General features: G+C 71.9%; 19 protein-coding genes. 12 read left to right on the top strand and 7 right to left on the bottom strand.

Annotation, left to right across the window (positions count from 1 at the left end; genetic code table 11):
* Positions 1-114: 114 nt before the first annotated feature.
* Positions 115-1,728, top strand: coding sequence for an MFS transporter (locus ACIPSE_RS22360; protein ID WP_401664905.1), 1,614 nt, complete (start codon positions 115-117; stop codon positions 1,726-1,728).
* Between the two features lie 10 nt (positions 1,729-1,738).
* On the opposite strand, the gene ACIPSE_RS22355 is transcribed toward ACIPSE_RS22360, so the two are convergent.
* Positions 1,739-2,398 carry a TetR/AcrR family transcriptional regulator gene (locus tag ACIPSE_RS22355; RefSeq protein WP_401664904.1) on the bottom strand — a complete coding sequence of 220 codons (660 nt, stop codon included), beginning with the start codon at positions 2,396-2,398 and terminating at the stop codon, positions 1,739-1,741.
* 97 nt (positions 2,399-2,495) lie between these two features.
* Positions 2,496-3,728 carry a PucR family transcriptional regulator gene (locus ACIPSE_RS22350; RefSeq protein WP_401664903.1) on the bottom strand — a complete coding sequence of 411 codons (1,233 nt, stop codon included), beginning with the start codon at positions 3,726-3,728 and terminating at the stop codon, positions 2,496-2,498.
* 203 nt (positions 3,729-3,931) lie between these two features.
* Here ACIPSE_RS22350 and ACIPSE_RS22345 point away from each other — a divergent pair, with 203 nt between their 5' ends.
* Together ACIPSE_RS22345 and ACIPSE_RS22340 are read left to right on the top strand one after the other, a co-directional pair.
* Complete coding sequence (locus tag ACIPSE_RS22345) at positions 3,932-5,455, top strand: flavin-containing monooxygenase (protein WP_401664902.1); 1,524 nt, start codon at positions 3,932-3,934, stop codon at positions 5,453-5,455.
* Positions 5,452-6,378 carry an alpha/beta fold hydrolase gene (locus tag ACIPSE_RS22340; RefSeq protein ID WP_401664901.1) on the top strand — a complete coding sequence of 309 codons (927 nt, stop codon included), beginning with the start codon at positions 5,452-5,454 and terminating at the stop codon, positions 6,376-6,378. The genes ACIPSE_RS22345 and ACIPSE_RS22340 overlap by 4 nt, the downstream gene beginning before the upstream one ends.
* A gap of 3 nt (positions 6,379-6,381) precedes the next feature.
* On the opposite strand, the gene ACIPSE_RS22335 is transcribed toward ACIPSE_RS22340, so the two are convergent.
* From ACIPSE_RS22335 to ACIPSE_RS22320, 4 genes are all read right to left on the bottom strand, one after another.
* The gene (locus tag ACIPSE_RS22335) at positions 6,382-7,107 is read right to left on the bottom strand and encodes a class I SAM-dependent methyltransferase (protein ID WP_401664899.1); all 726 of its coding nucleotides are present in this window, start codon (positions 7,105-7,107) and stop codon (positions 6,382-6,384) included.
* 167 nt (positions 7,108-7,274) lie between these two features.
* Positions 7,275-9,719: a SpoIIE family protein phosphatase gene (locus ACIPSE_RS22330; RefSeq protein WP_401664898.1), complete on the bottom strand. Its 2,445-nt coding sequence runs from the start codon at positions 9,717-9,719 to the stop codon at positions 7,275-7,277.
* Between the two features lie 253 nt (positions 9,720-9,972).
* Positions 9,973-12,384 carry an MFS transporter gene (locus ACIPSE_RS22325; protein WP_401664897.1) on the bottom strand — a complete coding sequence of 804 codons (2,412 nt, stop codon included), beginning with the start codon at positions 12,382-12,384 and terminating at the stop codon, positions 9,973-9,975.
* A 154-nt stretch (positions 12,385-12,538) separates the two neighbouring features.
* Positions 12,539-12,982: an SRPBCC family protein gene (locus ACIPSE_RS22320; RefSeq protein ID WP_401664895.1), complete on the bottom strand. Its 444-nt coding sequence runs from the start codon at positions 12,980-12,982 to the stop codon at positions 12,539-12,541.
* A 134-nt stretch (positions 12,983-13,116) separates the two neighbouring features.
* Here ACIPSE_RS22320 and ACIPSE_RS22315 point away from each other — a divergent pair, with 134 nt between their 5' ends.
* The 3 genes from ACIPSE_RS22315 (at position 13,117) to ACIPSE_RS22305 (ending at position 16,324) form a co-directional block, all read left to right on the top strand.
* The gene (locus ACIPSE_RS22315; protein WP_401664893.1) at positions 13,117-14,163 is read left to right on the top strand and encodes an Rv2578c family radical SAM protein; all 1,047 of its coding nucleotides are present in this window, start codon (positions 13,117-13,119) and stop codon (positions 14,161-14,163) included.
* A 136-nt stretch (positions 14,164-14,299) separates the two neighbouring features.
* Complete coding sequence (locus ACIPSE_RS22310; protein ID WP_401664891.1) at positions 14,300-15,877, top strand: alpha/beta hydrolase; 1,578 nt, start codon at positions 14,300-14,302, stop codon at positions 15,875-15,877.
* A 48-nt stretch (positions 15,878-15,925) separates the two neighbouring features.
* A complete protein-coding gene (locus tag ACIPSE_RS22305) occupies positions 15,926-16,324 on the top strand; it encodes a RidA family protein (protein ID WP_401664890.1) in 399 nt (132 codons plus the stop codon).
* Positions 16,325-16,716: 392 nt separating this feature from the next.
* Here ACIPSE_RS22305 and ACIPSE_RS22300 read toward each other — a convergent pair whose 3' ends face one another.
* Positions 16,717-17,292, bottom strand: coding sequence for an adenylosuccinate lyase (locus ACIPSE_RS22300; RefSeq protein ID WP_401664889.1), 576 nt, complete (start codon positions 17,290-17,292; stop codon positions 16,717-16,719).
* Positions 17,293-17,686: 394 nt separating this feature from the next.
* On the opposite strand from ACIPSE_RS22300, the gene ACIPSE_RS22295 reads away from it, so the two are divergent.
* From ACIPSE_RS22295 to ACIPSE_RS22270, 6 genes are all read left to right on the top strand, one after another.
* Positions 17,687-19,504, top strand: coding sequence for a 3-hydroxyacyl-CoA dehydrogenase family protein (locus ACIPSE_RS22295; RefSeq protein ID WP_401664887.1), 1,818 nt, complete (start codon positions 17,687-17,689; stop codon positions 19,502-19,504).
* Between the two features lie 154 nt (positions 19,505-19,658).
* Positions 19,659-20,474 carry a TetR family transcriptional regulator gene (locus tag ACIPSE_RS22290; protein ID WP_401664886.1) on the top strand — a complete coding sequence of 272 codons (816 nt, stop codon included), beginning with the start codon at positions 19,659-19,661 and terminating at the stop codon, positions 20,472-20,474.
* Positions 20,475-20,875: 401 nt separating this feature from the next.
* Positions 20,876-22,219, top strand: a complete 1,344-nt coding sequence (ccrA, locus tag ACIPSE_RS22285) for a crotonyl-CoA carboxylase/reductase (protein ID WP_401664884.1) — start codon at positions 20,876-20,878, stop codon at positions 22,217-22,219.
* A gap of 17 nt (positions 22,220-22,236) precedes the next feature.
* A complete protein-coding gene (locus ACIPSE_RS22280) occupies positions 22,237-24,309 on the top strand; it encodes a protein meaA (protein ID WP_401664883.1) in 2,073 nt (690 codons plus the stop codon).
* Complete coding sequence (locus tag ACIPSE_RS22275; protein ID WP_401664882.1) at positions 24,306-25,265, top strand: HpcH/HpaI aldolase/citrate lyase family protein; 960 nt, start codon at positions 24,306-24,308, stop codon at positions 25,263-25,265. The genes ACIPSE_RS22280 and ACIPSE_RS22275 overlap by 4 nt, the downstream gene beginning before the upstream one ends.
* A gap of 4 nt (positions 25,266-25,269) precedes the next feature.
* Complete coding sequence (locus ACIPSE_RS22270) at positions 25,270-25,776, top strand: MaoC family dehydratase (protein ID WP_401664880.1); 507 nt, start codon at positions 25,270-25,272, stop codon at positions 25,774-25,776.

The following is a 25,776-nucleotide window of genomic DNA, read 5'->3' as shown; positions in this document are numbered from 1 at the left end:
GGCCTCACGGTACGCGCAGCGGCGCGAAGTTCCTACGACCAGTATTTGCACACCGGCGAGCAAGAAACTAACCTGCTCATCGATGTGCAATTAACTCGTGCCCTGGGAGCCCCCGTGCCCTTCGTTGCCACCACCCCCGTCGAGAAGATGAGCGGGCCCTACCCCCGGCGCTGGTGGGCCCTGATCGTGCTCTGCCTGAGCCTGCTGATCGTCGTCATGGCGAACACGTCCCTGATCGTGGCCGCGCCCGACATGACCCGGGACCTCGGCCTGTCCAGCAGCGACCTCCAGTGGGTCATCGACGGCTACACCGTCCCCTACGCCGCGCTGATGCTGGTGCTGGGCGCGATCGGCGACAAGTACAGCCGCCGCGGCGCCCTGATCACCGGGCTGCTGCTGTTCGCCGCCGGTGCGGTCACCGGCAGCCTCGTGCACGGGACGGGCCTGGTCATCGCCGCCCGCGCGGTCATGGGCGTCGGCGCCGCAGTCGTCATGCCGGCCACCCTCTCGCTGCTGGTCGCGATGTTCCCGCGCGGCGAACGCGTCAAGGCGATCACCGCCTGGTCGGCCACCTCGGGCCTCGCCATCGCGGTCGGCCCGCTGCTGGCCGGCTGGCTGCTGGAGGACCACGCCTGGGGCTCCACCTTCCTGATCAACGTGCCCATCGCCGTCGCCGCCGTCATCGGCGCGCTGGTGCTGGTGCCGCCGTCCCGGGCGCGGGACATGGGCCGGATCGACTACGTCGGCGGCCTGCTGTCGATCGTCTCCATCGGCTCCCTGGTCTACGCGACCATCGAGGGCCCGCACTTCGGCTGGGGCGCGGGACCGGTCGCCGCGGCCGTCGTCGCCGGGGTGGGCCTGGCCGTCTTCGTGCTCTGGGAGCTGCGCCACCCCCACCCCATGCTGGACGTCCGCACGTTCGCGCTGCGCCCCTTCACCGGGTCGATGATCGCGGTGCTGTTCTTCTTCTTCGGCACCTTCGGCGCGATCTACTACTCCACCCAGTACCTCCAGTTCGTCCTCGGCTACGACCCGCTGGAGACCGGCGTACGACTGCTGCCGCTGGCCGGTGCCGTCGTGGTGGGCGCCGCGCTCACCGGACGGCTGACCCCGCGGCTCGGGGTGAAGGCGATGGTGGTGACCGGCATGCTGATCGGCACGGCCGGCGTCCTCCTGCTCACGCAGATCGACCGGACCTCGACGTACCCGGACTTCCTGGCCCCGATGGCGATGCTGGGCTTCGCCATCGGACTGAGCGTCTCCCCCGCCACCGACACCATCATGGGCACCTTCCCGGAGTCCGACCTGGGCGTCGGCGGCGGCGCCAACGACACCGCGGTGGAACTCGGCGGCTCCCTCGGCATCGCCCTGCTGGGCTCGCTGCTGGGCACCGCGTACCGGGACGAGCTCACCGACCTGGTGGGCGGGCGGCTGCCGGCCGCCGCGCTGGAGACGGCGAAGGACTCGGTGGGCGGCGGCCTCGCGGTCGCCGAGCGGATCGCCGCGGACCCGGCGGGCGGCGCCCAGCAGGCTCAGGCCCTGGTCGGCGCGGTCCAGGAGGCGTTCGCGCACAGCATCGCGCGGACGAGCCTGGTGGGCGGGATCATCATGGCCGCCGGGACGGTCGTCGTCCTCGCCGTTCTGCCCGGCCGCCGCAGCGCGCACAAGCCCGTGCGGCGGGAGGAGGAGCCGGAGGTCCGTGAGGACGCCGCCTCCGGCACCCGCTGAGGGGCCCGGTTCACTCCCCGGCCGTGGTGGCCTCCGCCGCCACGGCCGTCGCGGTCTCCGCCGCGACGACGCACGCCCGCTCCTGAGGCACCCCGGCCGCGATGAGCGTGACGACGGCCACCTGCCGGCCGCCGTCGTCCTCCAGCGCACCGGTGTTGACCGCTTCGAGGAGCGCGACGGTCATCGCCTCCAGGCCCGCGGCGAGCACGTCGGCCGGGAGATGCGTGTGGAAGACCCCGTCCCGCTGGCCGCGCTCAAGCACCCGCGCGGTCTCCGCGCGGGCCGGGGCGAGCACCTCGGCCACCCGTTCCGCGCCCAGATCACGCCGGGCCAGCGCCAGCAGCATCCGGTAGCGGTCGCCCACCGGCCACATCGCGCACACGAGCCGGGCCAGTACCCGCTCCGCCGACTCCCCTTCGGCCCGCAGCGCCCCGTCCACGACCGCGTCCCGCAGCGTCTCGGACGCCTCGTCGGCGAGGGCTTCGAGGAGCGCGGCCCGCCCGGGGAAATGCCCGAACAGGGTCCGCCGTACGACACCCGCGGCGCGGGCCAGTTCCTCCAGCGTGACGTCCGGGTCGCGGCCCAGTTCCCGGCGGGCCGTGGCCAGGATGCGCGCCCGGTTCGCCCGCGCGTTGCTGCGCAGCGGCGCACGGACGACGGGCTTGGACACAGGGGCCTCGGGGGATCGACGGGGTGGGACGGGTACAGCCGGGAGCGTCCGCATTCTCGCACGGAGGGGCACCGCGCCCCGGGGCGTGACGGCGAGGTCAGCGGCCTGGCGCGGCGGTACCGCTCACGCCGCGCCAGTGCATGATCTCCAGGGCCATCGCCACGTTCACGCCGTCCTCGCCCAGCGGGCGCGGCAGGAGTTCGCCGGCGCGGGCGAGCCGTCGCAGGACGGTGTTGCGGTGGGTGAACAGCCGGGTCGCGGCCCGCGAGGCGTTGCACTGCTCGCGCAGATAGGCGCGCACCGCCTCCCGCAGGGCGGGCGCCGCGGTCTCCAGCGGCCCCAGGGTGCGGGCCACGAAACGGTCCGCCCGGCTGGGGTCGGCGGTCAGCAGCAGGACGCCCTCGACGTCGGCGAAGGTCGCGACGCGCTGGGGCGTGTCCAGGCGGGTCATCATCTGCTGGGTGCTGACCGCGTCCAGGTGCGAGACCCGGAACCCGTCCAGCCCCGGCCCGGTCGAGCCGACCGCCACATGCACCCCGGAGCCGGGATCGAGCAGCCGGTCCAGGTCGCGCGCCACGGCACCGCCGAGCCACACCCACACGGTGCCCGCGCTCGCGACGACCCGGAGATGGCTGCGGGCCCGGGTGTGCCGCGCCAACGCCTCGGCGGCGCCCTCCAGTTCGGCGAGGGCGGGGTGACGGGCCGTGGTCCACACGACCGCGGCGGTGTGCGCCTGGTCGAGCGGGTAGCCGAGGGTGCGCTCGGCGCGTTGCCGGCCGACCGGGGCGCCGTTGACCAGCAGGGCGGCGATCTCCCGCCGCTCGGGATCGAGACCGCGGGTGAGCTGTTCGCGCTCCTCGCGGACCTGGGCGGTGGTGGCCGCGATGGTCGCGTCGATGAACTCGTCGATCGACCGCGCGCTGACGTCGAGCAGCTCCCGCAGGTCGTCCGGGTCGTCGGTGAGCTCGAACGCGATCTGCATCCACCGCCGCCAGGCGACGTTGCGGCCCAGCCGGTAGGCGTCGAGACCGGTCTCGTCGTAGCCACGGCGGACGAGGTTGCGGGCCGCCTCGATCGGCTCCTCGGTGTTGGCGGGCACGGGCGCGCCGGGGTTGCGGACGTTGGCGGCGGCCCAGTGGATCAGATTGGCGCGGGTGCCGCGCACGGTGAAGGCGCGCAGCTCGGGGTCGTCGGCGACGCGGCGCATCGCGGTGGCGGCGAGGGAGGCGGTGATGATCTCGTCGAACCATTCCGGCGGCGCGCTCAGCGCGATCTCCGCGCCCCGGCGGATGAGGTCCCGCACCCGGGCGGACGGCGTGGGCCATGACATGCGGCCCACCGTACGGCGGGTGGTGCACTGTGCACCACCCGCCGCTGGATCCGGGCCGTGTGCACCTCGCCCGCTCAGCCCGGACGGAGATCATGGAGAGCAGCCCGCAGAACGGCCGGCGGAACAACCCGCCGACCACGCCGCCGACCGCACCGCACCCCGGCGCCGAGCCCGTCGCCGGAAACGGATCCTGGAGCCGCGATATGACCGCCGCAGCCTCTGCCCCGCCCCCGGACACCGAGGTCGACCTCGACGTCGACGTGCTGATCGTCGGCGCCGGCATCTCCGGCCTCGGCGCGGCGTACTACCTCCAGCGCGATCTCCCGGACACGACGTACGCCGTGGTCGAGGCGCGTGACGCCCTCGGCGGCACCTGGGACCTGCACCGCTACCCCGGCGTCCGCTCGGACTCGGACCTGTTCACCTTCGGCTACGAGTTCAAGCCCTGGCGGGGCGACGCGATCGCGACCGCCGGCTCGATCCTCGGCTATCTGCGCGAGGTCGCCGACGAGAACCGCATCCACGACCGCATCCGCTTCCGGACGAGGATCGCCGGCGCGTCCTGGTCCAGCGCCGAGGCGCGCTGGACCGTGGAGACGGAGAACACGGCGACCGGGGAGCGCGGCCGGATCAGATGCGCCTGGCTGTTCGCCGCGACCGGCTACTACCGCTACGACCAGGGCTACGTCCCCGAGTTCGCGGGCCGCGCGGAGTTCGAGGCGGCGGGCGGGACGGTGGTCCACCCGCAGCACTGGCCCGAGGATCTCGACCACACGGGCAGGCGGGTCGTCGTCATCGGCAGCGGCGCCACCGCCGTCACGCTCGTCCCGGCGCTGGCCGGGGAGGCCGGGCACGTCACGATGCTCCAGCGCTCCCCCACCTACGTGGTGCCGCTCCCGGCGAAGGACCGGATCGCGAACGCCCTGCACAAGGTGCTGCCGGAGGGGCGCGCCCACGCGCTCATCCGCGCCAAGAACGTGTGGACGCAGCGGGTGACCTGGCGGCTGTGCCAGCGCTACCCGCGGGCGGCCCGGCGGGTGATCCGCCGGCTCAACGCCCGGAGCCTGCCGCCGGGTTATCCGGTCGACGAGCACTTCAACCCGCGCTACGACCCGTGGGACCAGCGGCTGTGCGTGGTCCCGAACGGCGACCTCTTCAAGGCCCTCTCGGCGGGTACGGCGTCCGTGGTGACCGACACCGTCGACACGTTCACGGCGACCGGCGTCCGGCTCACGAGCGGCAAGCATCTCGACGCCGACGTCGTCGTGACCGCGACGGGACTCAACCTCCAGGCCTTCGGCGGCATCGACCTGACCGTCGACGGGGCGCCGGTCGACCTGACCGGGACGGTCGCCTTCAAGGGCATGATGCTCACCGGCGTACCGAACTTCGCCTACGCCATCGGCTACACCAACTCGTCCTGGACGCTGAAGGTGGGGCTGCTGTGCGAGCACTTCGTGCGGCTGCTCGCGCACATGGACGCGCACGGCCACGACACCTGCGCTCCGGTGCTGCCGCCGGGCCTCGCGACGCGCCCGCTGCTCGACTTCGAGGCCGGGTACGTGCTGCGCGCCCTGGACCGGCTGCCGAAGCAGGGGCCGGGCTTCCCGTGGCTGACGTCCCGGGACTACCCGAGCGACGTGAAGCTGCTGCGGCACGGCCCGGTCGACGACCCCCACCTGCGTTTCACGTCGTCCGCGCAGCGCCCCGCGAAGGCGGCGGTGTGACGGGCACCGACGCGTTCTGCGCGCTGCCGGGCGGCATCCGGCTCTGCTACCGCGTGGACGGCACGGCGGACGGTGACCCGGTGCTGCTGGTGGGCGGCATCGGCTTCGACCTGTCCGCGTGGCCCGGGACCCTGGTGTCCGGCCTGACCGGGCGGGGCCTGCGCGTGGTCCGGTTCGACAACCGCGACTGCGGCCGGTCCTCGACGGTCGACGCCCCGGCGCCGCCCACGCTGCGGCTGATGACGGGGACGCTGCGCGAGGCGCCGTACGACCTCGCCGACATGGCGGGCGACGCGGTGGGGCTGCTGGACCATCTCGGGATCGGCCGCGCGCATGTCGTCGGCATGTCGATGGGCGGGATGATCGCGCAGACGCTCGCGGCCCGGCATCCGGACCGGGTCGCGTCGCTGACCTCGGTCTTCTCCACCACCGGGCATCCCCGGGTGGGCCGCACGGCCCTGTCGACGATGCTGATGCTGGGCCGCCCGCCGGCCCGTACCCGTCAGGCGGCCGTGGCCCGCGAGGTCGCGCTGCGCCGTCACATCGCCTCGCGGGGCTTCCCCTTCGACGCGGAGGAGGCCCGGCGGAGCGTGACCGCCTCGCAGGCCCGGCTGGAGGCCGGCGTCGATCCGCGGGCCCGGCTGTCCCGCCAGATCGCCGCGATCCGGGTCAGCGGCGACCGGACGGCCGAGCTGCGGCGCGTGCTGGCCCCGACGCTCGTCGTGCACGGCGACGACGACCGCATGGTGCATCCCAGCGGCGGCGCGGCCACCCTCCACGCGATCACCGGCGCCCGGCTGCGGATCGTCCCGGGGATGGGACACGACTTCGCCGCGCCCCTCGTCCCGCGGATCGTGGAGCTCGTCGGCGAGCACGTCCGCACGGTCGCGGCGCGGGAACCGGCCGCGCGGGACGCGCCCTGACCGTCAGGCGCCGCGTCCCACCACCAGCCATCTCGACGGCAGTTCGATGCGCGCCCCGCCGGGCCCGTACTCCGTTGTCGTCAGGGGCAGTTCACCGCTCGCGACGACGGTGAGGCCGGCCGCTTCCAGATAGCCCGGCACGGCGTCGTCGGACACCTCGCCGGGGGCGATGCCGTGCCGGAGGACCGGGGCGAGCTTCGGCGGCGGACCGTCGGGGCTCCGGGCCAGGCCGAGCAGGATCGGCTTCGCGGCCTCGGACAGTTCGACGAGCAGGGCACGGCCGCGCGAGCCGACGAGGGTCGCGACGCCGTCGACCAGGGGCTGGCGGTCCTCGGGCTCGCACTGGTGCAGGACGCCCCGCATATAGACGTTGGCGTCGCCGAGTTCGGCGTGCAGGGCCTCGGCGGCGCCCTTCTCGGCGGCGTCGAGGACCCGGTAGGCCGCCTGCCCGGCGGGGTCGCCCCGCTGGGCCTTCTCGACGGCCGCGGCGGACAGGTCGACGCCGACGACGCGCCGGAACCGGTCGGCGAGATAACGGGTCTGGGTGCCGTTGCCGCAGCCCAGGTCGACCAGGGGCAGGCCCGGGTCGGTCAACCGGGGCTCGAACAGGGCGAGATGGGGTCCGGCGGTCAGCGCGGGCTCCGCGTCCCAGAAGACCGCCCCCGTCTCCTGCGGCGCCGCCCGCCAGAAACTCTCCCAAGCGTCGCGGTAGCGACTCGTCACGCTCATGCCCAACTCCCCAGGGATGCGTAGCGGTCCGTCACCGAGCTGACGGGCCAGTACGGTCTATCGCGCCGGGGTCATGGCGACAAGCGGGTGGCGCATTCCTTCACCACCCGTGCGTCTCACGCACGCCGTCCGTACCTCGCGCGCCCCTGGCGCGCCCTCGGGGCGGATCAGCGGCGGGGCAGGGTCAGTTCGAACCAGACGGTCTTGCCCGCGCCGGTGCGGCTGGTGCCCCACTCCCGGGCGAGGGTGCTGACGACCCGCAGACCGCGCCCGAACTCGTCCGTGGGCTTGGCGTTGAGCAGGGTGGGCAGCTCGTGGTCGTCGTCGTCCACCTCGCACAGCAGGGTGTCGCCGCGCACCAGGCGCAGCTGGACGGGGCGGCCGTGGGAGTGGCGTACGGCGTTGGTGACGAGTTCGCTGACCATGAGTTCGGTGGTGTCGGCGAGCTTGCCGAGCCCCCAGGTGTGGAGCTGTTCGCGGACCGTCGCGCGGGCGCGGCCGACCTCGGCCGGTTCGAGGGGGAAGAGCGTCTCGGCGACGTCGTCGGACACGATGCCGTTGAGGCGGGCCATCAGCAGGGCCACGTCGTCCTTGCGTCCGCCGCGGGTGTTGAGGGCGCGGATGATGGTGTCGCAGGCGTCGTCCATGGACGCGGCGGGGTGGGCGGCGGACTCGCACAGCGTGGCGAGCCCGACGCCGATGTCCTCGCCGCGCACCTCGACGAGTCCGTCGGTGCACATCACGATCCGGTCGCCGGGCTCCACCGACACGCGGACGGCTTCGAAGGGCACGCCGCCGACGCCGATCGGGGCGCCGGTGGGCAGGTCGAGCAGTTCGCTGCGGCCGTCGTCGGCGCGGACCAGGACGGGCGGGATGTGCCCGGCGTTGGCGATGTGCAGTTCGCCGGCGATCGGGTCGTACACGGCGTACAGGCAGGTGGCGAGGTAGGTGTCGCCGAGGCGCTGGGCGAGGTCGTCGAGGTTGCGCAGCAGTTGCGCGGGCGGCAGGTCCATGGCGGCCATGGTCTGGACGGCGGTGCGCAACTGGCCCATCATCGCGGCGGAGTTGAGGCCGTGGCCCATGACGTCGCCGACGACGAGCGCGGTGCGGGCGCCGGGCAGTTTCACGGAGTCGAACCAGTCGCCGCCGACCCGGCCGAGGAGGGTGCCGGGCAGATAGCGGGTGGCGATGTCGCAGCCCGCCATGCGCGGCGGGATGTGCGGCAGCATGCTGTCCTGGAGGGTCTCGGCGACGGACTCCTGGTAGGTGTACATGCGCGCGTTGTCGAGCACCAGGCCCGCGCGGGCGGCGAGTTCGGCGCCGGTGACCCGGTCCATGTCGTTGAAGACGGGCCGCTCCGGGTGACGCAGCAGGATCATGAACCCGAGCACCACGTTGCGGGCCTTGAGCGGCACGACCAGCATCGAGCGGTGGGTGATCAGCGGCCGGATGTCGCGCTTCTCGAACTGCGCGGCGATCGCGTGCCCCAGCTCCTCGCCGATGCGCGGCACGAGGACGGGTTCGCCGGTGGTCATGCACTGGAAGAACGGGGTGTGCGCCGGGAACGGCATGGCCTCGCCGACGGGCACGACGTCGTCCCAGCGGCCGGGTTCGTCGGTGTGCTCGACGGCGACCCGGTGCCACATCGTGGTGGTGTCCGGCACGCCGTCGGGGAACCCCTCGCCGGCGACGACCTGTTCGCGCAGATAGGTGCCTGCGACGTCGGTGAAGCGGGGCACGACGGCCCGGCTGACCTCGATGATGGTGCGAGACAGGTCGAGCGAGGTGCCGATGCGTCCGCTGACCTCGTTGAGGAACTCCAGGTGCTCGCGGACGGCGGCGTACTCGAGGTCCTCGACCTCGTCGGCGTCGCCCGGCGGCAGGGACAGCCCTTCGGCGGCGGCCCGCGCGGCCCGCTCCCGGCGCGCCTTGCGCTCGGTGCGCCGGGGCACGCCCCAGTCGGGGGTCACCGGGACCCGGTCGTTCTGGCTGAACTCCAGGATCGGATAGCCCAGTTCGAGGACCTGCGAGACGATCCGGGCGCCTTCGTCGACGCTCATGCTGGGCAGGATCTCGGGGAGCCTGCGGGCCAGTTCCTCGGCGCCGGGGAAGTCGGTGTGCAGGGCGAAGGCGGGTGCGATGCGCTCGACGGCGATCTCGTCCTCGGCGTCGTCCACGCCGAGGGCGTCGGTGTCGGCGGCGAGCACCAGCAGCCGTTCGGAGCCGGGGCCGATCAGCGGGTAGGCCCACCACAGGACGTCGAGCCTGCCGCGGTCGGCGACGGTGAGGCGGGCGCGTCCGGCGGCCGGGTAGGAGAGCCTGCCGTCGAGGGAGTTCTCCAGGTCGGGGCCGAGGCCGTCGTAGGCGGCGAACTCGGCGTAGGGCTCCGGTTCGTCGTCGTCGGGCAGGGCGCCGGAGACCGGGAGGAGGTCGACCGCGGGACGGCCGATGGCCTCTTCCTTGGCGACGCCGAACAACCGGCGTGCGCCCCTGCTCCAGTGGGACACCAGGCCCTCGCGGTCGACCACGACCACGGCCAGCGGGATGCGGCCCGCCGCGCCGTCCCCGGCGCCGCGGCCAAGAGGTGCGCCCCTCTCACTGCCACGGTCCATGCCCCAGGCCCTCTTTCCACACGGCTCCGCAAGATCTGTGCCGACCGTTCCACCGTACGACCGTGGCCGGTTGTGATGTGCGGCAATACGGGAATTGACCGAGCCGGTCCGCGCGGCGCACGCCCCCTGTGCGCCCGGCCGGACGGAAAGTGCCGTTTGCGGGCGCGGTGGGGGCGTGAGCGGTCTTTCCGCCGGTGCGTCCGATCCGTTCCCGAACGGGCGTTCCCGCTCCGAGGGCGGTGCCGGGTGCGGGTCAGTCGTCGTGGCCGAGCTGGAGATCGCGCTCCGTGCGCCCCCCGCCGGCGACCTGGAGGACGGTGGCGACCGGCGGGTACCCGGCGGCGATGACGGTGTACTCGCCGCAGGACAGGTCGGCGAACCGGAAGGCCCCGTCGGCGCCGGTGGTGAGGGTCGCGACGACGTTGCCCGCGGCGTCGAGGAGGGTCACGCGCGCGTCCTGGACGGCGCGTCCGCCGGTAGCGCGCACGGTGCCGCGCAGGACGGCGCCGCCCGCGAGCTCGATGTCCTGGCGGGTCTCGCGCGCGGCCCGGACGGTGACCGGGAGGGCGGCCGGGCGGAACGTGGGGGCGCCGGCCGCCAGGGTGTACTCGCCGGCGACGAGTTCGGTGACGACGTATCCGCCCTCGTGTCCGCTGCGGGTGGTGGCGACGACCTCGCCGTACGCGTCGGTGAGGGTGACGGTGGCGTCGCGCACCGGGCCGCCGTCGGCGGTGAGGACGGTCCCCGCGAGGCGTCCGGTGCCGCCGAGGACGATGTCGAGATCGACGGGGTGCTCGCCGACGCTGACGGAGACGGCCTGCGGCTGGTGTCCGCCCGCCGCGGCGATCAGGACGTAGGTTCCCTGGCCGGGCGTGGCGAGCGCGTACCGCCCGTCCTCGCCGCTGGCGCCCCGGCCGACCTGCGTTCCGGCGGCGTCGATGAGGGTGAGCGCGGCGCGCGGGACGACGGTGGTGTCGGGGTGCTGGACCGTGCCCCGGACGGGGAATCCGGCGCCGTGCGGCGAACGGGCCTGCGGGACGGGGGCGTTGAGGGAGGTGTCGAGGTCCGCGGGCCCGGTCTCGGCGGCGTCATGGGTCATCAGGGGTTTCTCCTTGAGGAAGAAGGCGATGAGCAGGCCGAGGACGAGGACGGGCACCAGGTAGAGGAAGATCCGCGGCATGGCGTCGGCGTACGCCTGGATGTAGGCGTCCCGCAGGCGCGGCGGCAGGGCGTGGACGAGCTGCGGGGTGATGGCCTCGGCGTCGGGCAGCCCTTCCCGCGCGGGCAGGCGCCGGGCGAGGGCGTCGGTGAGCCGGTCGGCGAAGAGGGTGCCGAAGACGGCGGCGCCCACGCTGCCGCCGATCTGCCGGAAGTAGTTGTTGGCGCTGGTGGCGGTGCCGAGGTCGGCGGGGCGCACGGAGTTCTGCACGGCGAGGACGAGGACGGGCATCACCATGCCGATGCCGGCGCCGAGGACGGCCATCCAGAGGCTGTAGTGCAGCCGGGGCGTGTCGGCCTCAAGGCGGGACAGCAGCCACATGCCGAGGACGGACAGGGCGCCGCCGAGGACGGGCCAGATCCGGTAGCGGCCGGTGTGGCTGATGAGCTGGCCGGAGAGGATGGAGGCGCCGACGATGCCGCCCATCATGGGCAGCATGAGCAGTCCGGACTCGGTGGCGCTCGCGCCGTCCACCATCTGCAGGAAGGTGGGCAGATAGCTGGCGGCGCCGAAGAGGGCGACGCCGACCACCAGGCCGATCAGGGCGGTGGTGTTGAACACGGAGTCCCTGAACAGCCGCAGCGGGATGAGGGGTTCGGGGGCGTGGTGCTCGGCGACGAGGAAGAGGACGGTGGCGGCGACGGCGCCCGCGCCGAGTCCGAGGATCGTGCGGGACCCCCAGGCGTACTCGGTGCCGCCCCAACTGGTCAGCAGGACCAGGCAGGTGGAGGCGGCGGCCAGCAGCAGCGCGCCGAGGACGTCGAGCCGGGGCCGCCCCTGCGGCTTGGGCAGCTTCAGCACGACGGTGACGACGGCGAGGGTGACCAGGCCGAAGGGGACGTTGAAGTAGAAGCACCAGCGCCAGGAGAGGTGGTCGGTGAAGTAGCCGCCGAGCAGGGGTCCGGCGACGGAGGCGAGACCGAACGCCGCGCCGATGAGGCCCATGAACCGGCCGCGTTCGCGGGGCGGGACGATGTCGGCGATGATCGCCTGCACGCCGATCATGAGCCCACCCGCGCCGACGCCCTGGACCGCGCGGAAGGCGATGAGCTGGTCCATGCTCGTGGCGCGGCCCGCGAGGGCGGAGCCGATGACGAAGACGACGATGGCGAACTGGAAGACGCCCTTGCGGCCGAGGAGATCGCCGAGTTTGCCGTAGACCGGCAGGCCGACGGTGGCGGTGAGCAGATAGGCGGTGATCGCCCAGGACATCTTGTCCAGGCCGTGCAGCTCACCGACGATCTTCGGGAGCGCGGTGGCGACGATCATCTGCTCCAGCGCGGCGAGGAGCAGCGCGAGCATCAGCCCGATGAAGACCAACCGGACGCGGCGCGGGCCGAGTTCGCCGGGGCCGGCCGGCGCGGGGCCGGGGACGGGCGGGGAGTCCGGGGCGGGTCCGCTCCGTCCGTCGCGCAGTTCGTCCCGCACCAGCGTGGTCCCGCCCACGTACCGCTCCCTCGTCGCGCCCGCACAATTCCCGCTTAATGCGACAACTACGAGCAAGCGCGACGAGTTACGGCAGATCAGGCCGACGGACGGAGATCCACTCGATCCGGTGAGGGACGAGGCCGGAGATCAACGCCCGGCGGTGGTGCGGGACTTAGCTCTCGACCTCGGCGGCGAGCTTGGCGAGCACCTCGTCGTAGATCCGGCCGAGGCCCTTGGGGGCGAACGTCTTCTCGAAGAAGCCGCCGATGCCGCCGGCGCCGTTCCAGACGGTGGTGACGACGACACGGGACTTGCCCTCGCCGGCCGGGGTGACCCGCCAGGTGGTCACCATGGAGGAGTTGCGGTCCTTCTCGACCAGTTCACCGTCGGTGGGCTCGCTGACCTCCAGGAGGCAGTCGCGCACCCGCTTGCTGGTGGCCTGGAGCTTCCAGTGGACGAGGGTGCCCTCGCCGTCGCCGCCCTCGCGCACCTCGTACTCGCTGAAGTGCTCGGGGAGCAGCTTCGCGCGGGTGCCGCTGTAGTCGGCCAGGGTGTCGAACACCGTCTCGGCGTCCGCGGCGACGACGCGCTCCGTAGTGGCCTCGACCTGCGCCATTGAACTCCTCCAGGACCTTCGGTTTCGGGTGCCGGGCCAAGCCAACCACCCCCGCGCCATGCCGCCAAAATCGGGGTCGCACGATCAAGGGAACATGTGTTCTATTCTGGGGGCAGTGCTACCGAGGAGGCCTCATGCGCTGGGAGAACCTCACCGAGCCCGCCGAACACGGCCGGGCCGACACCGCCCTGTTCGGGGCCGACTCCGTGACCCGCCGGACGTTCGACACGCCCGAGTTCGCCGGCGTCACGTTTCACGAGATCAGAGCCCGTTCGATCATCAACCGGGTGCCCGCGGTCTCCCGGATGTCCTTCCAGTGGACGGTGAACCCCTACCGCGGCTGCACGCACGCGTGCGTGTACTGCTTCGCCCGCAGGACCCACAGCTATCTGGACCTCGACACCGGGCTCGGCTTCGACTCGCAGATCGTGGTGAAGGTGAACGCGCCGGAGCTGCTGCGCCGCCAGCTCGGCTCCCGCCGCTGGCAGGGCGAGCACATAGCGATGGGCACCAACGTCGACTGCTACCAGCGCGCGGAGGGCCGCTACGGCCTGATGCCGGGGATCATCGGCGCCCTGCGCGACCACGCGAACCCGTTCTCGATCCTGACCAAGGGCACGCTGATCCTGCGCGACCTCGACCTGCTCAAGCAGGCGCACGCGGTCACCGACGTAGGGATCAGCGTCTCGGTCGGCTTCACCGACCCGGTCCTGTGGCGCAGCGTCGAGCCGGGCACGCCCTCGCCGGAACGCCGCCTGGACGTCGTCCGCACGCTCGCCGAGCACGGCATCGGGTGCGGTGTGCTGATGGCGCCGGTCATCCCGTTCCTGAGCGACGAACCGGCCCAACTGCGCGCCACCGTACGGGCGATCGCGGCGGCCGGGGCGACCTCGGTGACCCCGCTGGTGCTGCACCTGCGGCCCGGCGCGCGGGAGTGGTTCATGGCCTGGCTGGCCCGGCACCACCCGTACCTGGTGCGCCGCTACGAGCGCCTGTACGCGGAGGGCGCCTACGCCCCGAAGTGGTACCAGCGCCGCGTCACCCGGCAGGTCCACGAGCTGGCCGGGGAGTACGGCATCGGCCCCGCCGGGGACGGCATGCCGCGCCGGATCCGGGAACCCGAGCCGGCCGGGCCCGAGGCGTCCGAAGCGCCCGGAGGAACCCAACTGACGCTGATCTGAGAGCGTTCGGGGGCAAACGGCGGCCCAATCGGGTCATGTCTCGCCAGAACGCGTTCTTCCGGGCGTGCTTTCCGGGACGATGCGCCGTGGACCGTGGCACTCACGGTCCGGGCAACCTCCGTCCTGGGAGGACTTCATGAGAAAACGCGCAGCCGTGCTGTGCGGCGCCGCCGCCGTCCTGGCCGGGTCCGTCACCGCGCTCCCCGCCGACGCGAGCACCCCGCGGGCCGCGGGGACCGCCGCGGTCACGAGACTCACGTGGAAGAAGTGCGGCACCACGGACTATCCGACGCTCCAGTGCGCGTCCCTCAAGGTCCCGCTCGACCACGACGACCCGCGCGGGCGGCAGATCACCCTCGCCCTGTCGCGCGTCCCGCACACCGCCGCCACGTACCAGGGCCCGCTCCTGGTCAACCCCGGCGGCCCCGGCGGCAGCGGCCTCTCGCTCGCCGGTTTCGTCGCCTCCTCGCTGCCCAAGGCGGTCGCGGCGCAGTACGACGTGATCGGCTTCGACCCGCGCGGCGTGGGCGCGAGCAAGCCGGCGCTGGACTGCAAGCCGGGGCACTTCGACCCGGTGCGGCCGGACTCGGTGCCGGTGACCGCGGCGGTCGAGAAGGCGAACCTGAGCCGCGCCAAGGCGTTCGCCGCCGCCTGCGGCAAGAAGTACGCCGATGTGCTGCCGTACATCAACACGGTGCAGACCGTGCGGGACATGGACTCGATCCGTGCGGCGACCGGCTCCAAGAAGATCAACTACTTCGGTTACTCCTACGGCACCTATCTGGGCGCGGTCTACGCGAAGCTCTTCCCGGAGCGGGTGCGCCGGCTGGTCCTGGACTCCATCGTCGACCCGACGGGTGTCTGGTACGACGACAACCTCGACCAGGACTACGCCTTCAACGACCGCCACCTCGCGTTCATGGCCTGGGTCGCCAAGTACGACACGACGTACAAGCTGGGCACCGATCCGGCGAAGGTCGAGGCGAAGTGGTACGCGATGCGGGCGGCCGTCGCCAAGAAGGCGGCGGGCGGCAAGGTGGGCCCGGCCGAGCTGGAGGACACCTTCCTGCCGGGCGGCTACTACAACGGCTACTGGCCGTACCTCGCGGAGGCGTTCTCCGCGTACGTGAACGGCAAGAACGCCGATCCGCTGGTGGAGGCGTACGAGAGCTTCGCCGCCGTCGACGCCTCGGGCGACAACGGCTACAGCGTCTACACCTCGGTGCAGTGCCGTGACGCGTCCTGGCCGCGCGACTGGAGCCAGTGGCGCAACGACAACTGGGCGGCGTACAAGAAGGCACCGTTCCTGACCTGGAACAACGCCTGGTACAACGCGCCGTGCGCGTTCTGGCCGACGAACGCGCAGCGACCGGTGAACGTGGCCAACGGCCATCTGCCGCCGGTGCTGCTGTTCCAGGCGACGAACGACGCGGCCACCCCGTACGAGGGCGGCGCGACCATGCACCGCTTGCTCAAGGGCTCCAGCCTGGTGGTCGAGCAGGGCGGCGGGAACCACGGGATCTCGCTCAGCGGGAACGTCTGCCTGGACAAGCACCTGGCGGCGTATCTCACCGACGGCACGGTGCCGCGCGGCGCCGGCGAGGCCGACGCGGTGTGCGACGCGCTGCCCGACCCGAAGCCGCCGGCCTCCGCGGCGGCCTCACCGTCGGCGCGGGCCTCGACGCTGCACGGGATGCTCGGCTTCCGCGGCTGAACCCCCTGTCGGGGGCGGGGTGTCAGACCCATGGTCCACCATGGAGCCATGAGTGAGCTGACCAGGATCCCCGCCCCCGACGGGCTCGCGCCCGCCTCCCAGTACACACATGTCGTCCTGGGCACCGGCCGCTTCGTCGCGGTCTCCGGCCAGCTCGCCCTGGACGAGCACGGCGGCCTCGTCGGCGAGAACGACCCGGCGGCACAGGCCCGCCAGGTCTTCGAGAACCTCCGCCGCTGCCTCGCCTCCGCGGGCGCGACCTTCGACGACGTCGTCAAACTCACCTACTTCGTCACGGACATGGCCCATATGCCGGCCGTCCGCGAGGCCCGCACCGCCCACATCCCCGACGACCGCCTCCCCGCCGCCTCGGCCGTCCAGGTCGCCGCGCTGATCCGCCCCGAGTTCCTGATGGAGATCGAGGCCTTCGCGATCGTGTCACCGTGACCGGCGCCCAGATCCGCGACATGGCGCTCGCCGGCTGCGGCCATGGGGCGCGGGAGGCTGGGAGGCGCGGGAAGAGCCTCAGCAGTTGACGAGAGAGCGACGAAGCCCGTCACCGAGCGGGGCGGGGGCATCCCCAAGGGGGCTGCCCCCTTTGAAAGGCCGGTGAGCCGCGCCCTTCAGAAGCCGACTGCGCGACTGTGCGCCATACATGTGCTCTCCCTGCCCACGCGTCAAAGGCACGGGGACGCACCCATGTCCGGGAAGCCGCACCGTTGCGCTTCGCCGCCGATCGCCCCTCCCCCTCGGTCCTGCACACCATGGAGCCCCCTCGACGTGAACCGAGCGCCATCTCCCGCGTCCCTCGCGGAGCGGTACGTCCGGGAGCCGTCCGGTCAGCGTTGAGCCGGGATCCGCGCCAGGGCGTGGACCGCCGCCTCCGCCAGGGACGGGTGGGCCAGGGCCTCGGTCAGGACCGGTCTGGCCCGGGTGTCGCCCAGGGAGCCGAGGCCCTCGACACAGGCGAGGGCCACGCGGCGGTAGGGGTCGTGCGGGGTCAGCCGGCGTTCCAGGGTGGTGATGAGGGCGGGGACCGACTCGGGCGCCCCCAGGTCGGCGAGGAGCCGGACCGGGACGAGGGCGTAGGCGACGCGGAGTTCGTTGGTCGCGAGCGCGGCGGCGGCGCGCGCCGTGCGCGGGTCGCCGAGGCGGGCCAGGGCATGGGCGGCGGAGACGCAGCGCGCGGGGTCACGGTGGTTCAGGAACAGGACGAGGGACTCGAAGGCACGCCGGTCCCCCGCCACCCCGAGCCGGAAGGCCGCCAGTTCCCGGGCCCACAGCGGCTGCCCCGGCGCGGTCAGCACCGACGCCAGTTCGTCCAGGTCCCCGGTCGCCTCCAGACGCTCGTACGCCTCCGGTTTCCCGGACTCCTGCCGTAAGCGCTCCGTGAGCGATCGCAACTCTTCGTCCATGACACGCAGCCTAGGCGGGTCGCCCGCGCCTGGGGCGTACATCACAAAGCCCAGGGGGTGGCGCGCTCGTTACCCGCCGGTTAAGCTCAATCGAGCGAGTTACCCACTCGTGGAACTTCCTCTCGGCGGCCTGGTGACGCAGCCGCCGGGAGAGCAGTCGGTTCGGTACGCCAAGTACCTGATGTACGACGTGGCTTCGGGACAGAGCCGGTCGATTCCCACCGTCCGTCCGAGCGTGTGCGCGCTCGCGGCGACGGCATCCCGGGCGTGTGCGCCAGTAGCCCGGCACCACCCGCATCGCATCCGCTGCACCCGTGTCTCTCCGCACCCGGTGCGCCCCTTCGGCGCACCGGGTCGCGCTCCCAGTCGTCACCCTCATTCCTGGAGTCCCGCGATGGCCGCTCCCCTGTCCGACCTGTCGTCCGACACCCCTCTGTCCCCGATCCGGACCGTCGCCGTCGTCGGCCTCGGCACCATGGGCACCGGCATCGCCGAGGTCCTCGCCAAGGCCGGCCGCACGGTCATCGGCATCGACATCAGCGAGGCCGCCGCCGGCCAGGCCGTCACCGCCCTGGAGTCCTCGACCGCGCGGGCCGTGGAGCGCGGCCGGCTGACCGGCGAGGAACGGGCGGACATCCTCGCCCGGGTCCGCACCTCCACCGACCTGGCAACCGCAGCCGAGGCGGATCTCGTCATCGAGGTCGCGCCGGAGTCGTACGAGATCAAGCATCAGATCTTCCGTGAACTCGACGGCATCGTGCGGCCGGAGACGATTCTCGCGACCGGCACCAACGCGCTGTCGGTGACCCGGCTCGCCGCCGACTCGGCCCGCCCCGAACGGGTTCTCGGCCTGCACTTCTTCAACCCGGCGCCCGCGATGAAGCTGGTCGAGGTCGTCTCCTCGGTGCTCACCGCGCCGGCCGCCGTCACCGCCGTCACCGACCTCGCGCTCGACCTCGGCAAGGAGCCCGTCGCGGTCGGCGACCGGCCCGGGTTCGTCGCGGACGGGCTGCTGTTCGGGTACCTCAACCAGGCCGCCGCGATGTACGAGGCGAAGTACGCCTCCCGCGAGGACATCGACGCGGCGATGCGGCTCGGCTGCGGTCTGCCGATGGGCCCCCTCGCGCTGCTGGACCTGATCGGCATCGACACCGCGCGGACCGTCCTGGACGCCATGTACACCGAGTCCCAGGACCGGCTGCACGCGCCCGCGCCGATCCTGAAGCAGCTCAGCGAGGCGGGGCTGACGGGCCGTAAGTCGGGCCGCGGCTTCTACACGTACGAGGCCCCGGGCAGCGCGACGGTCGTGGCCGACGCCGCGACGCCGTCCGCCGCCGGTTCCGGCACGGCGGGCCGTACGGTCCGTTCCGTGGGTGTCGCGGGCTCCGGCACCATGGCGTCCGGGATCGCCGAGGTCTTCGCCAAGGCCGGGTACGCGGTCGTCCTCGCCGCCCGCAGCGAGGAGAAGGCGGAGGCCGCCAAGGCCCGGATCGGCACGTCCCTCGCACGGTCCGTCGGCAAGGGCCGGATGACGGCCGAGGCCGCCGCCGCGACCCTGGAGCTGGTCACCCCCGCGGGCTCGTACGAGGCGTTCGCGGACGTCGACCTGGCCGTCGAGGCGGTCGCCGAGGACCTGGAGATCAAGCGCCAGCTCTTCCAGGCGCTCGACAAGGTCTGCAAGCCGGGCGCGGTGCTGGCCACCACGACCTCCTCCCTCCCGGTCGTCGCCTGCGCGCGGGCCACCTCCCGTCCCCAGGACGTGATCGGCATGCACTTCTTCAACCCGGCGCCCGCGATGAAGCTCGTCGAGGTCGTCCGCACGGTGCTGACCGCCGAGGACGTGCACGCGACGGTCCGCGAGGTCTGCGGCCGGATCAGGAAGCACGCCGTGGACTGCGGCGACCGCGCCGGGTTCATCGTGAACGCGCTGCTGTTCCCGTATCTGAACAACGCGGTGAAGATGGTCCAGGAGCACTACGCCTCCCTGGACGACATCGACGCCGCGATGAAGCTCGGCGGCGGCTACCCGATGGGGCCCTTCGAGCTGCTGGACGTCGTCGGTCTCGACGTCTCGCTCGCCATCGAGAAGGTCCTGCACCGCGAGTTCCGCGACCCGGGTCTCGCCCCCGCGCCCCTCCTGGAGCACCTGGTGGCCGCGGGCTGCCTCGGCCGCAAGACGGGCCGGGGTTTCCGCGAATATGCCCGCCGCTGACCGCGTCGGCGACCGGTCCGGGCGCCGTGAGGACTGGGGCGGGCTGCTCGACCCCACCGCGCACCCCCCGCTCCGCGCGGGCGGGGGGTGCCCCGAGGGCCCCGGGATCCCCGGACATGAGCGCCAACCTGCGCCGATGCAGTACGTTCGGGTCATGCCCCAGCCCGCCAGGTCCTCACGTACCCCCGCCACGCCCGACGCGCCGGAAAGTGCCGCGGGCAGTCGCGCGGCGGCCCAGCGGCTCAAGATGCGCCGCGAACTGGCGGCGGCGGCGATGGAACTGTTCGCCACGAAGGGGTACGAGGCGACCACCGTCGACGAGATCGCGGCCCGGGCCGGGGTCGCGCGGCGCACCTTCTTCCGCCACTTCCGCTCCAAGGAAGAGGCGATCTTCCCGGACCACGACGACACCCTGATCCGTGCGGAGGCCGTGCTCAACGCGGCTCCCCCGCACGAGCACCCGCTCGACACGGTGTGCAACGGCATCAAGGAGGTCATGCGGATGTACGCGGCCCGGCCGGAGATCTCGGTCGCCCGCTACAAGCTGACCCGCGAGGTGCCCACCCTGCGCGAGGCGGAGATCGCGTCGGTGGCCCGCTACGAACGGCTCTTCACCCGCTACCTCCTCGGCCACTTCGACGAGCACGCGCACGACGACGACGCCAACGACGATCCGCTGCTGGCGGAGGTCGCCGCGTCCGCGGTGGTCACCGCCCACAACCACGTGCTGCGGCGCTGGCTGCGGGCCGGCGGCCAGGGCGACGTCGAGACGCAGCTGGACCACGCGTTCGCGATCGTCCGCAAGACCTTCGGGACGGGCATAGGGGCGGGCCGTTCGGGCGCCGGCGCCCCGGTGCCGTCGGCCGCGACGGTCTCCGCCCAGGGCGAGGTCCTGGTGGCGGTCGCGCGCACGGACGCGCCGCTGGACGAGGTCATGCGGACCATCGAAGAGGCCCTCAAGGACCGCTGAGCCCCACCGAGCCCCTCCCCTCCCTGTGATGACGGCCACCCTTCGGGGTGGCCGTTTTGCCATGTCAGAGGCGCTTTTCAGGCACCTTTCCCACCCCGTTCGATCGATCATCGCTCATTTGTTACGTAAAGATTTCACCTGAGAGCAATCTCTGGCACTCAGTGCCTTGCGGGGTGACACGCGGTGTCATACGTTGAAGGAGTCCGGGCGGCCGGCGTGCAGAGACCATGCGCACGCCGGCTGTCCCAGCAAGTCATCGACCTGCCCGCCCGGACGCCTGCGTCACAGGCAACCTCCCGCGCCACAAAGCGCTGCCGCACCGCAATCAACCGCCGAACCGACGGCACCGACGTAACCCTCAGCGCCCCTCCCTCAGGGCGCGTATCGCCGGAGGCAACACCGTGACCACCAAGGACATCCTGGAAGCGATCCAGTCGCCGGACTCGACCCCGGCCGACTTCGCCGCCCTGCCGCTGCCCGAGTCGTACCGCGCGATCACCGTGCACAAGGACGAGACCGAGATGTTCGCGGGGCTGGAGTCCCGCGACAAGGACCCGCGCACGTCGATCCACCTGGACGACGTGCCGGTGCCCGAACTCGGCCCGGGCGAGGCCCTGGTCGCCGTCATGGCATCGAGTGTCAACTACAACTCGGTGTGGACCTCGATCTTCGAGCCGCTCTCCACCTTCGGGTTCCTGGAGCGCTACGGCCGCACCAACGACCTGGCCAAGCGGCACGACCTGCCCTACCACATCATCGGCTCCGACCTCGCGGGCGTCGTCCTGCGCACCGGCCCCGGCGTGAACGCCTGGAAGCCCGGTGACGAGGTCGTCGCGCACTGTCTGTCCGTCGAGATGGAGTCGTCCGACGGCCACAACGACACGATGCTCGACCCCGAGCAGCGCATCTGGGGCTTCGAGACCAACTTCGGCGGTCTCGCCGAGGTCGCGCTGGTCAAGTCCAACCAGCTGATGCCCAAGCCGGACCACCTCAGCTGGGAGGAGGCCGCCGCCCCGGGCCTGGTCAACTCCACCGCCTACCGGCAGCTGGTCTCCCGCAACGGCGCCGGCATGAAGCAGGGCGACAACGTCCTGATCTGGGGCGCGAGCGGCGGACTCGGCTCCTACGCCACGCAGTTCGCGCTCGCGGGCGGCGCCAACCCGATCTGTGTCGTCTCCAGCGACCAGAAGGCGGACATCTGCCGGTCCATGGGCGCCGAGGCGATCATCGACCGCAACGCCGAGGGCTACCGGTTCTGGAAGGACGAGCAGACCCAGGACCCCAAGGAGTGGAAGCGGTTCGGCAAGCGCATCCGCGAGCTGACCGGCGGCGAGGACATCGACATCGTCTTCGAGCACCCGGGCCGCGAGACCTTCGGCGCCTCCGTCTTCGTCACCCGCAAGGGCGGCACCATCACCACCTGCGCCTCGACCTCGGGCTACATGCACGAGTACGACAACCGCTACCTGTGGATGTCGCTGAAGCGGATCATCGGCTCGCACTTCGCCAACTACCGCGAGGCCTGGGAGGCCAACCGGCTGATCGCGAAGGGAAAGATCCACCCGACCCTGTCCAAGGTGTACTCCCTGGAGGACACCGGCCAGGCGGCCTTCGACGTGCACCGCAACCTCCACCAGGGCAAGGTCGGCGTGCTCTGCCTGGCCCCCGAGGAAGGTCTCGGCGTGCGCGACGAGGAGATGCGCGCCCGGCACATCGACGCCATCAACCGCTTCCGCAACATCTGAGACACCCGGGGTCATAGATGACTGAGCGTCAGAACGCCGACGTGGCGACGGAGTCCGCGCCGCGGGCGCAGAAGGAGAAGGACCGGCCGTGGCTCATGCGCACGTATGCCGGTCACTCCACGGCCGAGGCGTCCAACGAGCTGTACCGGCGCAACCTCGCCAAGGGCCAGACCGGTCTGTCGGTCGCGTTCGACCTGCCGACCCAGACCGGCTACGACTCCGACCACATCCTCGCCCGCGGCGAGGTCGGCCGGGTCGGGGTGCCGGTGGCCCATCTCGGTGACATGCGGCGGCTGTTCCAGGACATCCCCCTGGAGCAGATGAACACCTCGATGACGATCAACGCCACCGCCATGTGGCTGCTGGCGCTCTACCAGGTCGTCGCCGAGGAGCAGGGCGCCGACATCACCCGGCTCCAGGGCACGACCCAGAACGACATCGTCAAGGAGTACCTGTCACGGGGCACCCATGTGTTCCCGCCGGGACCCTCGCTCCGGCTGACGACCGACATGATCGCGTACACGGTCTCCCACATCCCCAAGTGGAACCCGATCAACATCTGCAGCTACCACCTGCAGGAGGCCGGGGCCACGCCGGTCCAGGAGATCGCGTACGCCATGTCGACGGCGATCGCGGTGCTGGACGCGGTGCGCGACTCCGGTCAGGTGCCCGCCGAGAAGTTCGGTGACGTCGTCGCCCGGATCTCGTTCTTCGTGAACGCGGGCGTCCGGTTCATCGAGGAGATGTGCAAGATGCGCGCCTTCGGCCGCATCTGGGACCAGGTCACCCGCGAGCGCTACGGCATCGAGAACCCCAAGCAGCGCCGCTTCCGCTACGGCGTCCAGGTCAACTCGCTCGGCCTGACCGAGGCGCAGCCGGAGAACAACGTCCAGCGGATCGTCCTGGAGATGCTGGCCGTGACCCTCTCCAAGGACGCACGCGCGCGTGCCGTCCAGCTCCCGGCCTGGAACGAGGCGCTGGGCCTGCCCCGGCCCTGGGACCAGCAGTGGTCGCTGCGCATCCAGCAGGTGCTCGCCCTGGAGAGCGACCTGCTGGAGTACGAGGACATCTTCGACGGCTCGCACGTCGTCGAGGCGAAGGTCGCCCAGCTCGTCGAGGAGTCCCTGGCCGAGATGGAGCGGATCCAGGAGATGGGCGGCGCGATGGCCGCCGTCGAGTCCGGCTACCTGAAGTCGCAGCTGGTCTCCTCGCACGCCGAGCGCCGGGCCCGGATCGAGTCCGGCCAGGAGAAGATCATCGGCGTCAACGTCTTCGAGACCACCGAGCCCAACCCGCTGACGTCCGACCTGGACACCGCGATCCAGACGGTGGACCCGGCGGTCGAGGCCCGGGTGATCTCGGGCCTGGCGGCCTGGCGGGACACCCGCTACCAGCCGCCCTTCAACCACCCGCGCCCGTGCAAGGCGCTGGAGCGGCTGAAGGAGGCCGCGAAGGGCACCGGCAACCTCATGGAGGCCACCCTGGAGTGCGCCCGCGCCGGCGTGACGACCGGCGAGTGGGCCGGGGCGCTGCGCGAGGTGTTCGGCGAGTTCCGCGCGCCCACGGGCGTCTCCTCGGCGCCCGTCGCGGTGCCCGCCGAGGAGGGCTCGCCGCTCGCCGAGGTGCGCCGCAAGGTCGAGGCGACGGCGAAGGACATGGGCGTGGGCAAGCTGCGCTTCCTGGTCGGCAAGCCGGGCCTGGACGGGCACTCCAACGGCGCCGAGCAGATCGCCGTCCGCGCGCGTGACGCCGGGTTCGAGGTGGTCTACCAGGGCATCCGGCTCACCCCGGAGCAGATCGTGGACGCGGCGCTCGCGGAGGACGTGCACGCGGTCGGGCTGTCCATCCTGTCCGGCTCGCACGCGCAGTTGGTGCCGGACGTGCTGGAGCGGCTCCATGTGGCCGGTGCCACAGATATCCCGGTGATCGCCGGTGGCATCATCCCGAATGGGGACGCCGAGCAGCTCCGGGCCGCCGGAGTGGCCGCCGTCTTCACCCCGAAGGACTTCGACATCACCGGGATCATCGGCCGCATCGTCGACGAGATCCGGAAAGCGAACAAGCTCGACCCCCTGGAGGTCCCCGCATGACCGTCAACCGTCTGCGTCCCCGCCGCTCGTGTCTCGCGGTGCCGGGAAGCAACCCCCGCTTCCTGGAGAAGGCGCAGGGCCTCCCGGCGGACCAGGTCTTCCTGGACCTGGAGGACGCGTGCGCCCCCCTCGCCAAGCCCGAGGCGCGGCACACCATCGTGAAGTTCCTCAACGAGGGCGACTGGACCGGCAAGACGCGTGTGGTCCGCGTGAACGACTGGACGACGGAGTGGACGTACCGCGATGTCGTGACCGTCGTCGAGGGCGCCGGGCAGAACCTCGACTGCATCATGCTGCCGAAGGTGCAGACGGCCCAGCAGATCGTCGCCCTGGACCTGCTGCTCACCCAGATCGAGAAGACGATGGGCTTCGAGGTCGGGAAGATCGGCATCGAGGCGCAGATCGAGAACGCGCAGGGCCTGAACAACGTCAACGAGATCGCGACGGCCTCCCAGCGCGTCGAGACGATCATCTTCGGCCCGGCCGACTTCATGGCGTCGATCAACATGAAGTCGCTGGTCGTCGGTGAGCAGCCGCCCGGCTACCCGGCGGACGCCTACCACTACATCCTGATGAAGATCCTGATGGCGGCCCGCGCCAACGACCTCCAGGCGATCGACGGCCCCTACCTCCAGATCCGCAACGTCGACGGCTACCGCGAGGTCGCGCAGCGCGCCGCCGCGCTCGGCTTCGACGGCAAGTGGGTGCTGCACCCGGGGCAGGTCGAGGCGTCCAACGAGATCTTCTCGCCGTCGCAGGAGGACTTCGACCACGCCGAGCTGATCCTGGACGCGTACGACTGGTGCACGTCCGAGGCCGGCGGCAAGAAGGGCTCCGCGATGCTCGGCGACGAGATGATCGACGAGGCCAGCCGCAAGATGGCGCTGGTCATCTCCGGCAAGGGGCGGGCGGCCGGCATGCGGCGCACCAGCAAGTTCGAGATTCCGGAGGCGTGAGGCCATGCAGTTCGGGCGCACCTACGAGGAGTTCGAGGTCGGGGCGGTCTACAAGCACTGGCCCGGGAAGACGGTCACGGAGTACGACGACCACCTGTTCTGTCTCCTCACCATGAACCACCACCCGCTCCACATGGACACCAACTACGCCGAGAAGACCACGGACTTCGGCAAGAACGTCGTCGTGGGCAACTACATCTACTCGCTGCTGCTCGGCATGAGCGTCCCGGACGTCTCCGGGAAGGCGATCGCCAACCTGGAGATCGAGTCGCTCAAGCACGTGGCGCCGACCTTCCACGGCGACACGATCTACGGCCAGACGACCGTGCTGGACAAGTGGCCGTCGAAGTCGAAGAACGACCGCGGGATCGTCCACGTCGAGACCAAGGGCTACAAGCAGGACGGCACGCTGGTCTGCGTGTTCCGCCGCAAGGTCATGGTGCCGACCGAGACGTACATCAAGGAGCGCGGCGGCGAACAGCCCGGCCGCCCGGAACTTCAGGAGGGCTGA

Origin of the sequence: Streptomyces sp. NPDC090106, assembly GCF_044747265.1 — a bacterium.
In the GTDB taxonomy this organism is placed as follows: Bacteria; Actinomycetota; Actinomycetes; order Streptomycetales; family Streptomycetaceae; genus Streptomyces.
Note: the sequence above shows the minus strand (reverse complement) of the source record. Positions and strands in the feature narration are given on the sequence as shown.

Excerpts from the sequence above, each read along its gene's own strand:
- ACIPSE_RS22315 (WP_401664893.1), top strand. The coding sequence starts at position 13,117 with ATGCGCTGGGAGAACCTCACCGAGCCCGCCGAACACGGCCGGGCCGAC.
- ACIPSE_RS22270 (WP_401664880.1), top strand. The coding sequence starts at position 25,270 with ATGCAGTTCGGGCGCACCTACGAGGAGTTCGAGGTCGGGGCGGTCTAC.
- ACIPSE_RS22300 (WP_401664889.1), bottom strand. The coding sequence starts at position 17,292 with ATGGACGAAGAGTTGCGATCGCTCACGGAGCGCTTACGGCAGGAGTCC.
- ACIPSE_RS22295 (WP_401664887.1), top strand. The coding sequence starts at position 17,687 with ATGGCCGCTCCCCTGTCCGACCTGTCGTCCGACACCCCTCTGTCCCCG.
- ACIPSE_RS22275 (WP_401664882.1), top strand. The coding sequence starts at position 24,306 with ATGACCGTCAACCGTCTGCGTCCCCGCCGCTCGTGTCTCGCGGTGCCG.
- ACIPSE_RS22345 (WP_401664902.1), top strand. The coding sequence starts at position 3,932 with ATGACCGCCGCAGCCTCTGCCCCGCCCCCGGACACCGAGGTCGACCTC.
- ACIPSE_RS22350 (WP_401664903.1), bottom strand. The coding sequence starts at position 3,728 with ATGTCATGGCCCACGCCGTCCGCCCGGGTGCGGGACCTCATCCGCCGG.
- ACIPSE_RS22320 (WP_401664895.1), bottom strand. The coding sequence starts at position 12,982 with ATGGCGCAGGTCGAGGCCACTACGGAGCGCGTCGTCGCCGCGGACGCC.
- ACIPSE_RS22330 (WP_401664898.1), bottom strand. The coding sequence starts at position 9,719 with ATGGACCGTGGCAGTGAGAGGGGCGCACCTCTTGGCCGCGGCGCCGGG.
- ACIPSE_RS22305 (WP_401664890.1), top strand. The coding sequence starts at position 15,926 with ATGAGTGAGCTGACCAGGATCCCCGCCCCCGACGGGCTCGCGCCCGCC.
- ACIPSE_RS22335 (WP_401664899.1), bottom strand. The coding sequence starts at position 7,107 with ATGAGCGTGACGAGTCGCTACCGCGACGCTTGGGAGAGTTTCTGGCGG.
- ACIPSE_RS22280 (WP_401664883.1), top strand. The coding sequence starts at position 22,237 with ATGACTGAGCGTCAGAACGCCGACGTGGCGACGGAGTCCGCGCCGCGG.
- ACIPSE_RS22290 (WP_401664886.1), top strand. The coding sequence starts at position 19,659 with ATGCCCCAGCCCGCCAGGTCCTCACGTACCCCCGCCACGCCCGACGCG.
- ACIPSE_RS22310 (WP_401664891.1), top strand. The coding sequence starts at position 14,300 with ATGAGAAAACGCGCAGCCGTGCTGTGCGGCGCCGCCGCCGTCCTGGCC.